Source organism: Njordella aestuarii, assembly GCF_056494165.1.
Genome location: NZ_CM151397.1, coordinates 4785325 through 4801994, shown reverse-complemented (window position 1 = coordinate 4801994; position 16670 = coordinate 4785325). Strand labels below are relative to the sequence as shown.

12 protein-coding genes are annotated in these 16670 nt (G+C 49.7%); 9 read left to right on the top strand and 3 right to left on the bottom strand.

Annotated elements, in window-relative coordinates; all coding sequences use genetic code 11:
• Positions 1–7 precede the first annotated feature (7 nt).
• Entirely contained in the window at positions 8–811 is an 804-nt protein-coding gene (locus SH451x_RS18985; RefSeq protein ID WP_479358603.1) for a DUF1559 domain-containing protein, read from the bottom strand.
• 445 nt (positions 812–1256) lie between these two features.
• Between SH451x_RS18985 and SH451x_RS18980 the strand changes: the two genes are divergently transcribed.
• From SH451x_RS18980 to SH451x_RS18940, 9 genes are all read left to right on the top strand, one after another.
• The gene (locus SH451x_RS18980) at positions 1257–4877 is read left to right on the top strand and encodes a protein kinase domain-containing protein (protein ID WP_479358602.1); all 3621 of its coding nucleotides are present in this window, start codon (positions 1257–1259) and stop codon (positions 4875–4877) included.
• A gap of 10 nt (positions 4878–4887) precedes the next feature.
• The gene (locus tag SH451x_RS18975; protein WP_479358600.1) at positions 4888–5982 is read left to right on the top strand and encodes an EAL domain-containing protein; all 1095 of its coding nucleotides are present in this window, start codon (positions 4888–4890) and stop codon (positions 5980–5982) included.
• Between the two features lie 201 nt (positions 5983–6183).
• The gene (gene fliM, locus SH451x_RS18970) at positions 6184–7212 is read left to right on the top strand and encodes a flagellar motor switch protein FliM (protein ID WP_479358599.1); all 1029 of its coding nucleotides are present in this window, start codon (positions 6184–6186) and stop codon (positions 7210–7212) included.
• 171 nt (positions 7213–7383) lie between these two features.
• Positions 7384–8421, top strand: a complete 1038-nt coding sequence (locus SH451x_RS18965) for a PstS family phosphate ABC transporter substrate-binding protein (RefSeq protein WP_479358598.1) — start codon at positions 7384–7386, stop codon at positions 8419–8421.
• 93 nt (positions 8422–8514) lie between these two features.
• Positions 8515–9765: a PDZ domain-containing protein gene (locus tag SH451x_RS18960; RefSeq protein ID WP_479358597.1), complete on the top strand. Its 1251-nt coding sequence runs from the start codon at positions 8515–8517 to the stop codon at positions 9763–9765.
• Positions 9762–10394, top strand: a complete 633-nt coding sequence (coaE, locus tag SH451x_RS18955) for a dephospho-CoA kinase (RefSeq protein ID WP_479358596.1) — start codon at positions 9762–9764, stop codon at positions 10392–10394. Before SH451x_RS18960 ends, coaE begins: the two co-directional genes overlap by 4 nt.
• A 413-nt stretch (positions 10395–10807) precedes the next feature.
• The gene (locus SH451x_RS18950; RefSeq protein WP_479358595.1) at positions 10808–10906 is read left to right on the top strand and encodes a 50S ribosomal protein bL37; all 99 of its coding nucleotides are present in this window, start codon (positions 10808–10810) and stop codon (positions 10904–10906) included.
• 131 nt (positions 10907–11037) lie between these two features.
• Positions 11038–11559 (top strand): 3-hydroxyacyl-ACP dehydratase FabZ family protein, encoded by a 522-nt coding sequence (locus SH451x_RS18945; protein ID WP_479358594.1) that lies wholly within the window; start codon positions 11038–11040, stop codon positions 11557–11559.
• A 37-nt stretch (positions 11560–11596) separates the two neighbouring features.
• Positions 11597–11836 (top strand): hypothetical protein, encoded by a 240-nt coding sequence (locus SH451x_RS18940; protein ID WP_479358593.1) that lies wholly within the window; start codon positions 11597–11599, stop codon positions 11834–11836.
• A gap of 14 nt (positions 11837–11850) precedes the next feature.
• Here the strand turns inward: SH451x_RS18940 and SH451x_RS18935 are convergent, their stop codons facing one another.
• The gene (locus SH451x_RS18935) at positions 11851–12957 is read right to left on the bottom strand and encodes a polysaccharide biosynthesis/export family protein (RefSeq protein WP_479358592.1); all 1107 of its coding nucleotides are present in this window, start codon (positions 12955–12957) and stop codon (positions 11851–11853) included.
• A gap of 198 nt (positions 12958–13155) precedes the next feature.
• Positions 13156–16554, bottom strand: coding sequence for a hypothetical protein (locus SH451x_RS18930; protein WP_479358591.1), 3399 nt, complete (start codon positions 16552–16554; stop codon positions 13156–13158).
• Positions 16555–16670 lie beyond the last annotated feature (116 nt).

Sequence of the window (16670 nt, the reverse complement as noted above, 5' to 3'; positions counted from 1 at the left end):
CTGGTGACTAAAAGCGAGGCTCATTTCCATCTATCGTCGCCATCGCTCGTAAATTTTCTTCTGTCTGCGGACTATCGATTGAAGAAATGAACCGCACACTGGCGTCCACCATGGATGCGTGGAATCCACCGAAGTGAGCTGAAAGCCCATTGGGTTTTTTCGCCAACGCAAGGAATTCCGGAATTGAAATGTCTCTCGGTTCCATCCATTCGATCGCATCGTCTCCTGCGTATTCGACGATTAAAATAGTACCGGAATAGCCGTCAATTACGCTTTTCAGGCCTACGGGGATCGCGCCAACGAACATGGCCTCTGGATCGTTGATTACGACGAAATTGGTGTGGACCGAATCTTCCGGGTCCGATGGACAGCGATAGAGTTCAATTACACTTTGACGCGCCAGAGCGTTCGCTGGGTCATCCCAGGGCTTGTCCAGATCAATGGAGTCGTAAATTGCTTGGCCTTCCATGTATGGCAATATCAGAGTTCGCCAACTGTGTAGTCGGTTGCCTTGTTCGTCGACTGTGTAAGCGGGCGGAAACGACTTGTAAGCCATCTCGTACTCCAAGAGGGCGATAGTTATCGACCTCGCATTCGAGCCACACGTCATCTTTCGGGCAGCTTCACGTGCTTGCTGGACGGCCGGGAGCAGCAAACCGATGCAACATGGCAGCATTAGAACCATTAGAACAGCGAGGACAATTAGGACGATAACTAATATAGAAATTCTTTTCTTGGGAGGCTCTGCTGGTCCGTCACCGTAGATTGGAGGTTGTGCAGGGAAACCCTGTTTTGTGGGATCATTTGACATAAAATACTCTGGATTTCTAGCGAACAGCTTTTCGAGATGTCTTTAAACCGGATAAAGCCTAACAAACACAGACTCTCGATACATTACACAGTTTTGCTCAAAACTACAATCATCTAGGAAGGGAAATAGTCTGAACTTCAGAGCTAGGACATTAGCCATTTAAAGCGATATGATACCGCTCCTCTTCGCTGCTGAAGATGGGGCTACTGGTCTTACCTGGCGGCATGCTCGTTTCCATTACCTTCTTCGCGTAACCTACAAATCCGTGATACAGGATGGATCACCGTTACAAACGGAACGATCCTTTTATTTTTACAGCTGACTTTCAAGCGAATTACTCGCGCGGTTTGAATCTCGATCGATGTTACTTTGGCTTTTTCATTGGTCTAGTTCGCAAGGCTAAACCGTTTGAGCCTGTACACCTTATATCGGAAGCGGAGCGAGAATGACGCAGGAAGTCGATAATTTGCTGGGCCAAACGGTCTGTCGTGAGACAGCCTTTGCAGGTTTGTTTGCAAACTTGCAACTGGTGAAGAACTGTAACGGCTTTAGCGAGTATGCTGCCAACGCGAGAGGCTCCACCGCTCCTGTCCGACTGTTCGCGTTTCATGGTGAGGAAGGCCAACGACTGACGCGTGAATTTGCAGAGCGAGTTCAATTGGCAAAATTGATCGAGTTCCAAGGTTTGGTCGTTCCCTATGCTCGAGAACTATCCATTGCCAACTCCTTCATTGCCTATACGGCAGTGCCTCCGACAACGTTAGAGAGCAACGCATCATCTTTGCCCTGCCTCACACAGTTCCGGCTGCTGACGCAAGTAGCTCGCACGATCAGCGAGTCGCATCGTGTTGGTCTATATTTCGGGAATCTAAATGCCTCATCGATCCTAGTCGACGGCGCTAACGCCTTTGTCGATCTGCTGGGAGTTTTAACGACAAGTATTTCTGAGGAAAATAGCTGCCGTGAAACGGACGATGTCGTCGCTCTAGCTAAACTGATTGTTCCTGTCACGCACGAAATAAAATCGCAATGCGATCAACTAAATCTGCCCACGCGGCACTTGGCAATCTTGCGAGTGGTGCTCGATGATGCGTTGACGGCAGACGCGACACAAGTGCCAACAATCATTGAAATCGTCGAATTGATGGAAAGCGTTTGCAAGTCGCTCTTTGACGATCAAAACGATCAGACGCTTGAAAAACCAGCAGCTCGATCGGTTTGCGACAATGATACAACACGAGTTGGCTTCAGTGGTGCGACTGATACTCGCGATACTGCGAAGCTTATTGGCGAAGGGAGCACGATCGGTCGATATCGGCTGGAAAAGCTTATTGGCCAAGGGGGGATGGGAGACGTCTATCGAGCGGCGGATTTAGCCGACGGATGCGCCGTAGCAATCAAGATTATTCGCAGCGATATTGCCGGGCAATCACAAGCGATGCGGCGGCTGAGAAAGGAATCTCGTGTCATGCAAGACCTTGTCTCACCACAAATCATGCGACTCATAGAAGCAGGTGAAGACAGGGGGATTCACTTTCTAGCCTTAGAACTAATTGAAGGAAGCGAGCTCAAGAAAGAACTAAAGCGACGAAAAAAATTTGAGGCCACCGAAGCGCTCAACATTATCGCCGAAATCGCTCGAGGTCTTTCGGTAGCACATCGCATCGGAATTGTGCATCGCGACATCAAGCCTGACAATATTTTGCTCGCACGCAAAACGAGCGCACGCAAAAGCGCAACCGCGCCGGAGAACAAGCTGTTAGATGAGTATGCTGTTAAAATAAGCGATTTTGGAATCGCTCGGCACATGCAGCAATCTGCATCGCTGGAAGTTACCGTGGCTGGGGCGCTTCTGGGCACACCCAACTACATGTCACCAGAACAATGCAAAGGCGGCGAGGGTGTGTCGCCGGCGAGTGATATCTATTCGCTGGGTATCATGTTATATGAGATGATAGCAGGCACTCTTCCGTTCGTCGCAACGGATCCGCTAAAACTCGTCTCCATGCACTGTTTTACGACAGCGCCCGACATTCGAAAAGTTTGCCCAGAAACGCCCGATGCGATTGCTGATCTAATCGCGCAGATGCTTTCCAAGAGCCAAAGTCAAAGGTTTGCGGATGCGGACCAATTAGTTGAGCAAATTGAAAAGGTCACACTTGGCCAAAACTTTGACGACCTCATCCATGATAAAGTAGTTCTTGACAACCGCAACACTTGGGTGCAAGAGTTTGTATGGGACTTAAAAAGCTCACCCGAGGAACTTTGGCCTTATGTTTCGAACACGGAGCGTTTAAACCGAGCCGTTGGTTTGCCAAGTGTATCTTACCGAACTGAAAAAGATCCAAAACTTGGCCTCCGAAAGTTCGGTTCGTTTCGACTTGGCTTTATAACAGTCGCGTGGGAAGAACATCCTTTCGAGTGGATCGAAGCCCAACGCATGGGGGTCTATCGCCAATTTAAGAGTGGCCCTTTTGAGTCGTTCTTAAGTACCGTCAAGCTTGAACAGCTACCCGACGGCGGGACGAGGCTGCGGCATACAGTGAAGATAGCGGCTAGAAACAAAATTGGTAAGCTGCTGGCTCAGATCGAAGCTGGTTGGAAAGGACGTAAGGGGTTAGATCGCGTCTACAATCGAATTGACGAATTTCTAGTAGGCAGCAAGGAAACGAAGCCAGCACTACGCGGTGATGCATTTGAGCTGCCCCCCAGCCGAACTAAGAAGCAACTGCAGAGACTTAAGCAATGTCTCGACGCGGCGGAAAAAGCTGGTGTAGACCGCGAAAACATGGCTAAGCTGGTCGATTTCGTGCGAGTTGCTCCGGCACAAAGGCTGGCGAAACTAAAACCGTTTTCATTAGCAGACGAGCTCAGGTTACCATTCGACGAGTGTCTTGACCTATGTTTGGTCGCCACCTCGGTTGGGCTGTTGGAAATGAGTTGGGACTTGTTATGCCCGACGTGCCGCGCACCTGCCGATAGCCAAAATCTTCTATCAGAGATTTCGCGGCATACACATTGTGAGGCGTGTGATTACGATTTCGCAACAGACCTCGGAAACGCCGTGGAACTGGTTTTCGCGGTTGCCTCCGATATCGTTGAGGTCGACAGCGCAAGCTACTGTGTGGGCGGGCCAGAACACGCTCCACATGTTGTCGCTCAAACTCGAATTCCAGCAGGGGAATGTGTTGAATTCGCTGCCATGCTTACGTCGGGCCAGTACATTCTCAGGGGGCCCCGATTGCCATTCAACACAAAGCTAGTTGTCACAGATCGGTTCGCGCCAAGCACTACGCGAATCGAATTATCTGCGCACAGCGAAGCCACGAATGAAACACACCTGCGCTCGGGACGCCAAGTCATCCAAGTAGAAAACAGTTTTGAGACAGAAATGGTCGTTCGATTGGAACGAGTTTCGTCGCGAAATGATGCAGTTACTGCGAATCAAGTCGCTTCTTTGGAAAGATTTCGCACGCTTTTTCCCGAGCAGATAGTAAAGGCCGGAAGAATCCTAGAAGCGGAACAAGTGTGCATACTCGTATCACATCTCCACGATCACAGTCGGATCTATGACGAATATGACGAAGCTACCGCCTTCGAATGGCTCACGAAGTGTATCGATCAGCAATGCGACATTGTGCGGCGTAACCGAGGCTTGGTTACAAAATCGTTAGGAGAAGGGATCATCGCGGTATTTCATGACACTTTGAGTGCACTGACAGCGGCGACTGAAATGTTGAATCATAAAACAGAAGCTATAGTTGTGGGCGATAGCCATGGCCCTAACTCCACCTCCGCGTTCAACGTCGGGTTGCATCGTGGGAGAGCGTTTATTTCATCCGCCAATGGGCGGGTAGATTACTTTGGAGCAACGTTGCGAGTCGCTCAGGCTTTACCACGAACGAACTTGTGGGGACTGATTATGACAGATTCAGTTTACAACGATCCCAGAGTGATTGAGAGCTTTGACCAGAAAATGGACCAGATCAAGACCCTAGCAGTCGATCTACCTGGACTACCGAATCAGTTGGTGCAGATCGTCGCGTGTAAGGAGTCAGGCGTTTAAGCTGAATTCGATGGAAAAACTAAAAGCAGAAAATAGTCAAACCTTAGAGAAAAATTGGTTTCTAACCGAAGTCTCGGGCAACTTCTCCAATCGGCGGGAAGTCTACATCAACACCGATGTGTTTCGCATCGGTCGTAGTTTAGAATCCAATATGACCTTGCCGCTCTCAAGCGTATCTAAAGTTCACGCTCAGATTGTCATCCAAAATGACAGGCTGGTTCTTCAAGATCTTGGAAGTACCAACGGGACGACGGTAAACGGGAATCGGATTTCAGAACAGGTACTTGTCAAGAATGATCTGATTGGTTTCGCCGATGTCGTTTTTCGAGTTGGTATCAACGAGGAAGAGACGGCCTCTTGCACAATTGAGAGCAATGTAGGTCAATGGGCCGAAAAGCTGCTTCAGTTTGAGAGTTTAATCAATGGTCGAGGCGCTATTCCCTATTTCCAACCGATTGTACGCCTGAGCGACAGAAGAGTGATTGGGCAAGAGCTTCTTGCTCGCAGTGACTTGGACTCACTTCGAAACCCTGCAGCCATGTTCGAAGTTGCAGCGGCACTTGATCAAGAGCGACCGCTCAGCGAACTAATGCGTAGGATTGGTGGCGAAGCAGCGGAAGCTATTGGCTCGCGCTGCGAAGTTTTTATGAACACTCACCCGAAAGAAGTTGCCGATGAGCGATTGATTTCGAACCTTCAACGACTTCGCGGCCTGTTTCCTGACTTGCGGATCGCGATCGAGATCCATGAAGCCGCTGTGACTGATCTGGTTGGAATGCAGACGTTACGTGACACTTTGCGTGAGCTCGATATGCGACTTGCGTACGACGATTTCGGTGCTGGGCAAGCCCGGCTAGTCGAACTTTCTGAAGTCCCGCCCGACGTGCTTAAATTTGATATGAAGCTTATTCGCAATATCGACAAGGCGTCGGAGCGTCATCAAGCGATGGTTGGTCGTTTCGTGGCGATTGCCAAAGAACTGGAGATCGAACCGCTGGCCGAAGGAGTGGAAACGGAAGCAGAAGACGAAGTTTGCCAGCAATTGGGCTTTGTGACTGGCCAGGGCTTCTTGTACGGCCGTCCCGCTCCAAAACCGCAACGCTAGCTATTGCTTTCGCCTTCAAGATGCGGCCTCCCGAAAGTGCGAAGCATGGAAAATCAGTCAAGTCGCGGAATTTGGGCAAACCGAACTTGACGTCTGACACCCTTTCCCGCCAAAACAAGTACTTGTTGGAACGGTGCCTAGCCAGGGGTGGCGGAATTCGCACCGACCACTGTTTTCGTTAACAGGTAAATTGTCCAAGGGATGTCGGACGACGTACTCAGCCGCCAGGATGTCGAAAGCCTGCTGCAGTCAAGCGGCATAGGAGGCGGTACACCCAAAACCGATACGACGAAGAAGTCCGAGCCGAAGGTTCGCGTACTTGCATATGACTTCAAGCGTCCCGAACGCATTGGCAAAGACCAGATGCGGGCTATGCAGTCGCTGCATGAAGCGCTCGGACGAAGTTTTGGCGCGGCTCTTTCTGCCGTCCTGCGAAGCATGATTGAGGTTCGACTCATCAGTGTGGACCAACTGACATACAGTGAATTTATTTATTCGCTTGAAGTCCCGACTTGCTACAACCTGCTCAAGCCCAAGCCATTGGAAGGCAACTGGATTCTCGATCTTTCTCCCTCAATGCTCTACCCGATTATAGACCGTATGTTGGGCGGAGTCACTAAAGCTGAATCGACACTACGTCGACCACTTTCTGAGATCGAATTAAGACTTGCGAATCGTATTACAACCATTTTTCTCAGAGAGTTGCAGCATTCCTGGAAGAATGTAATCGAACTTGATATTGAAGTGGAACGAGTTGAATCGAATCCGCAACTAGTGCAGATTGTGCCGCCCAACGAAGTTGTCATCATGGTCAGCTTTGAGCTTACGATGGGGGCGATCCGGGGAATGGCAAACCTTTGTATTCCTTTCAATACGATCGAACGTGTCGGAACAAAGCTTACCAATAACTCATGGATCGGATACGCATCAAGTCGATCGAATGATGAAAGCCAACAGCAGCTTGCTAGTAGGTTGAATGAATCAATCGGGAACATCGTAGTAACACTTGCTCGCTCAACAATTTCGACGGCCGACCTATTTGACTTGCAAGTTGGCGATATCATCTCCACCGAGAAAGATGTGAATGCCCCGTTAGACGTTGAAATTGCAGACGTAGTAAAATTTCATGCAAGTCCAGGAAGCTTGAAGGGACGCAAAGCAATAAAGATCGAACAGGTCGTTAAATCGCGAGAAAGATTTGAAACGCAAGATCGAGAAGTTGCTGGTTGAGCAAGTCAAAGATGCCCTGGCGAGGAGGGCAACTTCGGTGTGGAAGCGTCCGAGTCTCTGGTTATGTACACATCCATCGATAGATAAAAATGCACAAGAGTTTATTGCAAGTGCAGCGGCTTCATTCCGCAGGCTTGCCGTTATAACTTGCTTACAAAAGGTTGGGAATTTATGAATTACGGTTTTTCACTTTCGCGACATCGTTCGGCTTTTCGAACCACCATCGCCGCCCTTGTCATTGGCTGGTTGTCGCAATCGTTGGTAGTTGCGCAAGATCCTTCAGCGAAGGATTCTGCCGCGGATGGAGCATCACAATTTCAGTTGACTCAGATGCTAGAAGCCATCGCACCATATCATCCTTCCGCAGGAGTAAGTGGCAAAGCGACCTTGACTGGCTCAACGACAATGTTGCAATTGGGGCAAGCATGGTCGACCCGATTCAAGCAGTTTCACAAGTCGGTCGAGTTCGTTCGCGGCAGTGATGGAGCTGATAGCGCACTTCAAGCACTCAAGAATGATCCCGGTGTCATTGCTGGCGTATGCCGCATGATTACCGCTGAAGAAGTGGCCGAACTGAAGAAAGGCAAATGCCAAGACCCCTTTGTAATCGTCGTAGCTTTGGAGCCCATCGCAGTTGTTGTAAGCGACAAGAATCCATTGCAAAAAATTACGCCTGAGCAATTGCAGCTTGTCTACGGATCCGAGCGGCCCGTGACTTGGGCTGAACTCGGTGCTCAAGGCGCACTTGCGGATTCACCGATCCGGATACTGAGCCGCGATGACAGAGATGGTACCTCCGTCTTCATACAACAGACTATTCTACATGGCGGAAAACCTGCACCCGCCAGTGCAGTACATCGGTCCATGGCGGAAGTGCTGCAAGCCCTGGCTAAAGATCCATCAGCAATCGCACTTGGTAATCTGCACGCAGCTCCTGGAGTCAAGGCTCTTGCGCTTGATTTGAACGGTATGGCGGTGGCGCCGACGGAGGCTACGTTTTTGGCCGGGCAATATCCATTGGTTCGCCCTCTAACACTGGTATTCGACAAGGCCCTCTTGGAAACCGACGGCGGCTTGCGACGTGAAGTGCTAAACTACGTGCTCAGTAGAGATGGACAGTCTGTAGTTTTGCGTGAGGGGTTCTTTCCAATCAATCCAAACTTTATCGCCCAACAAATGGCCAGTATTGCCGGAGCACACCTGCGATAATTTGAACAGGTCAAGCAACCTGAGTTCGATGCCGCGCCCCTGACGTGCGAGGCATGATGTGTAACGAGATGCAAACTTCAAGTCGATGTCGCGATGGAAAAAAGTAAAATGAACACAGTAATGGCAAAACAGAACGAATACATTGTCAAGAGTCTAATTCTCAGTCTGATGAGTTCGGCTGTTGTTTTGATCTCGCCGTTGGCTGTTAACGCGCAACAATTTAATAACAGTGGCTACTTGGATAACTGGTTTAATCAAGCCATGCCCCAAAGCAGTGCGACCATGTCGCCGCTTCCGAGTTCAACCTCAGTTGCATCTTCGACTTCTTCGCAATTAAATCAGAGCTTTAATCCGTCGCTTCAGGCCCCCATGTCTCAGGTGCAGACATTGAGTATCGGAGTTTATGTCGAAGACTACGAGGTCGGAGCGTTGATCAAGCGGATAGAACCCAACTCACCAGCACAGCGAGCTGGGCTCAAGCCGGAAGACCTAATCGTCGCAGTAAATGGCCAGCAAGTAGGGTATACGCCGCTTGGATATGTGGACGTCGGACTGCAAGCTAGTCGATCAGCGGTTGAGGGCAAAGTTACTGCGCTGATTGCAGATGGGCGGACTGGGAAACTGCAGAATGTTCCAATCGAATTGCAGCAAGCGGCTGTTCGAGTTAGCGGAACCGTACGCCTAAATGAGCGGGTTAACTTGCCAGACTCTTATTTGAAGGTCGCAATCCGAAACGTATCCAGGCCATTTTACGAAGTGCATGGTGGAAGCATTACAACTGTTGTCCGCGGACCTGGTCCGTTCAATTTCGAATTGATGATTGACGCTAAAACGATTCTGGCTCAGGATCAATATGACATCATTGCTGAGGTTACCGATGCACGAGGCAATATCTTATATCGAATGATGCAACCGCTTGCGATCAATCCTCGAACAACAACAACGCCGCTACTGCTTAACTTAGACAACTACCGACAATTGCTTGCGCAATCCAGCAACGGGCAAGTTGTTCAGGCCAGCTTTTCCAGCCAGTTGGATACCGAGTTTCAGAATATTTTAGGACGAGGCCCATCGGCTAACGAAAGATTCTATTGGACGAAGTACATCAATGAAGGCAACAGCATTGATGATCTGCGAATCAGTCTACTTGCGAGCAACGCGTTCTATGACATATCAGGAAATAACGCTAGCAACTTCGTACGCAACATGATTGCCAAGCTTGCTAGAACGCCTGCGACAAATCAACAGGTTGATCAATGGACGCAGAAATTCGCGCAGTTGCAATATTCACGAGACGCCTTAGTTCGTGAATTTATGAAGGCTAGTTCAGGAACGCTTCGGTGATAATTGGAATCATTGGCGGCGTCGGGGCTGGAAAGAGTGTTGTGACGCGAGGCATTGCCACTCAAGCCCATGCAACTGTCATCAATGCTGACGAGGTCGCCCACGGGGTATTGCGTCTAAGGCAAATCCGAGAGCAAGTAGTAACATTGTTGGGACCGTCGGTCTTGGATGGGACAGGTGAACTCGACAGGCCGTCCATTGCGAAAGCCGTTTTCGGTGACTCTGAGACGCAGATTGCAAATCGAAAAGCTCTGGAAGCGATTGTACATCCCGAAGTTCGGCGGCAAATTAAGGAGCAAATTGCTCAACTGCAGGCCAACGACCCAGCTTGCTGGATCTTGCTCGATATTCCGCTTCTGCTCGAATCAGGTTGGGACGCGGCCTGCGACCGTGTGCTTTTTGTGGACACTCCTGACGAACTTCGAATGTCGATCGCGTTAAAAAGAGGCTGGGCCCGGGAAGACTGGGAACGACGCGAGGCCTCGCAACTGTCTCTTTCGGAAAAGCGAGGTTCGGCAACTGACATTCTCGTCAATGACGGATCTCTAGAGCAGCTCGAAATCAAAATTCGCGAGCTTGTGGAACGATGGAAGCAAGACGCAAGTATTAGAGGGAAAAGTGCGAATTAACTAATTTGTTCAGGCCGCGAAGGTCAATTCCCTGCTCTTTTAATCATCCGCTGGGAATTAAGGGAGTTGTCGCGCGGCTTTCGGAACTGTCTGAGTGAAACGCATTGAAATGTCGTTGTTTCTCCTGTTTCGTTGTGCCGCCAGCAGAATAGCCAGGCTCGAATATGCCGAACAAGAGCTCACGTGTAGACAAACAGCCACCTTGACTGAACAAGATTGCGAAAAGAAAAACAATCGCGGTCGAGACACAAAAAGTTGGAGATAATGAAAACCAGTAATGTTTCGCGACGAAAGACTTCAATATGTAGGCTATTCTCACTTTTCACCTCGACGATTTGCCAGTAAGATACCCGGCCCTGCAAAGGGCAAAGTAGCGTTTTTGCCAGGAAAATCACAAGACCGGAGTCTGTATAATGACAAAACCACATCGAAAATTGAAAAAAGCTAACCACGGCCAGAGAGCGGCCAACAGCAAAGCTCGAAAAGCAAAACGCAAGAAAATTCGTACCTAGTCGACAAATCGTTGCTGTTTAGATCAAAATGGCCTTCGATTTAGGCACAGATACTCGCCAACTTACCGTTGGATTGCGTACAGTTGTCTTCGGTTTGAATGAACTGACCAGGTAGATGTTTAGGCGCAACAGTGAGTCACAAAGACTATATCGTAGATCCGAATTCGCTTGATCTTTCTAAAATCACGGCGGATATCGATGAGATCCGAAAGTACAATCGCCAGCGGTTCGAAATGGAGCAATTGACAGCGATTGTCCACGAAGATCCCGAAAACAAAATTTGCGTCGGCTACAAAGACCTGTCGAACGACGAGTTCTGGGTCCGAGGCCATATGCCTGGCATGCCCTTGATGCCTGGCGTAGTGATGCTGGAAGCCGTTGCTCAGTTGTGCAGTTATTGTGCGACCAAATACGACCTCCTCGGAGCTGAAGTCGTTGGATTTGGTGGCTTGGAAGACGTGCGATTTCGGGATCCGGTTTTGCCTGGAGATCGACTTGTCGTGATGTGCCAGCAGATTCGCGTTCGCCGCGGCAGAATGATCGTGAGCAAGTTCCAGGGGTTCGTCCGTAACAATTTGGTGCTAGAGGGGGTTCTCAAGGGAATCGCAATCCCTGTCGACGCCCTTACCAATGCAACTCAGACTCAGGCTTGATACAACGGCTCGCGCCAGCCATTAGGAAGATTAAATTGTGCCAAGAATAACCGTCTTGTTTTTTGCCGTCGCAATCGTCGTCGGAACCCAAAGAGATGTACTGGCGCACCCTGGTCATGGCACAATCTCATCGGAAAAGCAGAGCGTACTGCACTACTTGGTGGAAGCCCCTCACGCATATGTGATTTGGGCAGTGGTCGCGGTGTTGGCTATTGCAACTGCAAGGTCGGTTATTGTTCGACGCAAGCGAAACCGCGCTATGTCAGTCGTCGACTAACTCTACCGTGCGGCTCATCCTCGCGATAAGTTCAGCGGAGATGCGGGGATCGACACGGGCTTGGGATATCTATCCGACGGTGAGAAACTAGAGGAACTCTCTGGTGCAGTTGAGTTTTCAACGTCGTTCTGGCCCGCGCTTGGTGTAGGCTCGGCTGGCGGATTGTTATAGTTTGTCTCTTCGTTCAAACGGTCAAGCGGCAAGTCTTCCAATTCCAGACGGTCTGAGGATTCTTCGGTGTCCAAGTCGCTGTCAGCATTCGCCTTTTTAAAGAATGGAAGCGGCGGCAAAGCAGGAAGCGAGCAGATTGGATTGCGATAGTCTGCGGCTCGTGGGTCCCTTTGCATGCAGCGTGAGTTGCAGCAGCGTTCGCATGTTTGGTTCTGCTGCCAGAATGCAATCTCTTGCCACAGAGTACGACCGCCGACGTAAATGCGGTCCCCCGGTTGGATTTGGTAGTTTGTCGTAGTGTCACCCATTTGCGTAATCTGTCGATAACAGATCGGCAATACGACTCGACAATCGCAAGGGTCGGTCGGCCGAGTCAGCACAATGTCGCATGGAGATGCTGTGCTATTAAGTCCCCCAGCACGCAAGATGGCATCAAGCACCGTCTCGTTTCCATTCATTGGATATGCCCCGGGGCTACTTACGGAGCCAAGCACGTAGACGACTGCTGCGTTTGTGTTCATCAGTCTTACATTCACCGCGTTTCGTTCGGCTGTGAAAGACGCGATGCGTTCAATGACAACGTTTTCAATTTGTTCAACAGTCATTCCCGCTACGATGATTCGCCCAAAAGCCCCAAGGTCAATTGTGCCATCGATCATAACGATCTGATCAGCGGGGATTGCGATATCTGCGTTGTACTCGACTGGTTCGATCAAAAGTTCATCGCCGGGCTCGACGAAATAGTTCGGTACTACTGTCTTGCAGGATTCAATTGGCAAGTTGGTCGGAAGTGCTGCCGCTTGTGAGTATTCTTTAGCCTGCGGAAGGAGTGGGAAGGTTGGGCTCCACAAACCAAGGCCACCAGTAGAACTGCAACCGGTGAATCCCATGACGGTGCCGGTGAGAACTGCGAGGGTAGAAAAGATTCGAGCGGTGGAAATGAAAGTCACGGCACCATCCTTGGCTATGCGAGTTCAACTTAAGGCATCTTGCCAACTGCGATCGGAATCACACTTACACTTACGATCGGTAGACGACGAGTCCTTTAGCCCACGGAACGACAATGTAGAACTCGAGTTGTGGGCAACTACATCTTTTAATCATTAAATGCGGTAAAGTCACAAATGCTTGCATTAGAGATTAGTAACTTAATTGCTCGCCGATGCCGTTGCACCAACAGTGACTGCGCCGCGAGCGAACTGTCGAACGAAGGATTCCACAACATAGCGTCCTACAGTTCTTCCCGTTTGTATTCGTACGACAGGCGAATTCGCCGTGCCTCCAATTTTTAGGAAGATTGTACGATTTGAGATTGCCTGCAAAACGGCTGCGAAAGCCTGAGTCGACGGTTCCGGAATCAGAGCCAGGTTCTGCACTGCGACGTTCAAGACTTGCGAGTTGGCGGTTGATCCGGTGTAAACAGTCGTGTCCAAATCAAGGTTTTGATTGATAAGTCCGACCGAACCGGTTGCTGATATCCAAAGCGTAGGGTTGTACAGGAGTGAGTTTTGGATCCTCATTATTCCGCCGCCGATGGTGGCATCCAGGCTGCCCGTGTCGAATCGAGTCTGAGGCAAACCGGCGACAGGAATTGCGCTTGAGATCGGGTTCATGAGTGGTACTGATTTGGCATCCGTGGGACCGAAGGACATCGCTAACTTGCCATTCAAATCGGCCAGTGAGGTATAGCACCTTGAATTGATTTGCATGTCTGCATTGAAGACACCGCTGCCAAACAGTTCACCCGTTGAAATAAACTCTTCTAGACTCGCGACATCTCCATTTGTAATCTCAAAATCGCTTTCCATTCCCAAACACCTAGCGTATGTCATTTGATAATCGCCTTTGACACGACCACCAAATGCATGTCCGTTAATGTTGTTCAGTCTTAAACTTAACGCACTGCTGCTGGCTTTGTAGGAACCTGTAATTTGAGATGTTGCATCTTCAATCGGGATACCAAAAATATCTAACGCTCGTCCATCAGCAGATCCTCGTAGTGTTAGTTGATCACCACGAAAACGGGTTACGAGTCTCCCCGAAACTTTCCCCTGAAAAGATGCCGCAAGGGCGGCATCTGCGAGCGAGATTAGCGGTACCAGATTGACACGTTGGATTTCTAGCAGACCATCCAGGCTAAACCCTTGATCAAAACGTGCCGTTGCGCGACCACGCAAACGCCCTTCCCCGAAAGCTGTGTCGAAGCGGTCGATCGCGAGTCGCTCGTTATTAAAAGTCCCTATGATTCGGGCGTTATCCGTTAGCTTTTGGTCCTGATAAGAAAGGCCATTGACCAAGAGTTCCAGGTTACCCCTCAAATTGTTTGAACCATCGAGCCCAAAATCGATTTTTCCAGTGGTTGTGCCAGAGAAAGCGCCAGCTTCATTTCGCGGTTGCCAGACTGCGAATAGCTTTGGGATTACTGCATCGGTAAGGGAAATTGAACCGAGGATTGGAAAGTCGCGGTGAGATTCGCGATTGTCCAGCATCACGACGCCGTCGACAGAACCGTCAAACAAGTTTCCTTCAAAGCGAACTTTCATGCGATCTTGATCACTGTCTACAATAGATTTAATTGCGCCAATCTGATTTCCGTTGTAGACTAAGTTGTTACCAACAAGACTGCCTGCTCCTGCCCATCCTTTGGCGATTTCCGCCTCGGCGGATTTTTTCAAACTGAGGTTTGCAGAGATCTCACCGTCTAAATCTGCGACCGGCACCGGACCGCCGCTCAGTTCGAGCAGTTCCTTAAGTGGCCAATCTCGCAGTTCCAAATTCGCGTTATGAAATCCAGTATTATCGAATCGAATCATGGCGGACCCATTGGCTAGTCGTTCATTCAGAAAAGCACTGAAGGACTCCACGTGCAGGCGTTCCTGATCAACGGACCCAACGAGATTTTTGATGCCAAGCGGCGCATCTTCAAATTGACCAGTGACGTAATTGATATCAAAGCGTGCTGAATCAAAACGGTTAGCTAAACTTCCGAATACGCTCGCCTGTCCAGTTGCCTGTACCTGATTCGCAAGACCGGACGGCAAATCAGAGGGTGAAATCAATTGGCTTAGATCGAGTTGAAGACGTGAAAATTGTGTCGAAGCAGAGTAATCGCCTTCATTCCAATCGGTCCAATTGATTGTTCCAGTGGCGCGAAGGTAGTCTACATTCCCGCCGGTCTGCGTCTGAAAAGAAAAATCGCCGTTTTCGAGACGCTGGACCTGGACTTCAAACGGCCCGGGTGGATTCTGCAAGAGCGTTGTTTCAACCGTTCCGTTTGCGGATCCAAACAATTCTTGTGGCGTCTCAGGCTGCCAACCTAACCAGCTGACGTTTGCATCTCCGCTGAAGACGACCGCTTCATCCGGGATCGTTTCGGTGCCAGGAACGAGTTCCATCACGTTGACACGCTCGACTCGCACAGTGGCTGTACTTTTTGCGTCGTCGTCGCTGTAGCTCTGAATCGAATATTCACCGTTCACAGTTCCATCGCCGATGCTCCCAGTTAACGCAAGTGGACCCAGTTTTGAGTTTGAAATTGGTCCACGCAATGAAACATTTGTGAGAGAGAGATCGCGCGTGCCAATCTGCGAACTTCGACCGGCTAAGTTAAAATCCCATACAAGTGGTGACAAGGTACCGAAGCCATCGATTGCAAACTCAGGCTCTTGCAGTACGATACCATCCAGCTGCTCTTGAGACTGGTTGCTGAAGAGTCGTTCCAGTACCAGGGGCTGTTGCGGAGCTTGAAAGGTAAAGTCGCTCGATTCGTCTAACTTGAGTGATCCACTGAAACGCAACCTACCGTCCGCTGCTGTTATGACTGTTGCATTGTCAAGTTGTAAGAGTCGGTCTTGTATCGTAAAGTCAGCGACAAGTTGTGACTGGAGAATTGCTGGATGCTGGACGTCTTGCAGCGTGAAACGCCCGTCTGCTTTCCAGGCATTAAGATCGCCCAATTGTGAACGTTTCACGGTCGCATTCATCTGTGCTTCACCTACGCCACTGACACTGATTCCCTGTTGGTTCAAGGCCTCAAAAAGTCTGACCAAGGTCAAATCTCGGACGGCAAGGTTTAGAGAAACGTCAGCAGTCGGATCGGATGGAAGTGCGCCCGAGCCCTCGAATGAAAGATTAACGTCTTCTTCTGTAGAATTACTTCCCGGCACGAGATCGGCGGTAATCGAACGAAGGGTCCAAACATCGTTTTCATACGCCAGACGAAGGGACACATTGTGCAAAACGTTACCTTCGATATTGACTACGGGCGAGGTGATCTTAGTCTCAATTCGATAGTCACTAAGAGAAAAGAAGCTGCCCTGATTTTGTCCCCATACCCAACCAGAGAGTTGGCCGGAGATGCGTATTGGTAGTCGAATTCCTGCAAATCGAAGATACCTTTCTATCGTGGCAATATTTGTATCTTCGAATTCGTACGTAAGGGCTCTTGCACGTGGTAGCTGATCGAGTTCTTGAGCGTTGGTAGCACGATCACTGAACATCGAAAACAAGAGACAGAGTCCTACATAAGGTATGCACAAACGCATCATCAAAAGCTACCTTCGCAATTCATTTTTCGGTTGTGGCACTAGGGGTTAGCCACACCAGTGCTGTCTAAGCAAATGCGGAACCAAACCGACCACATGATGTCGGATTTTCATTCGAA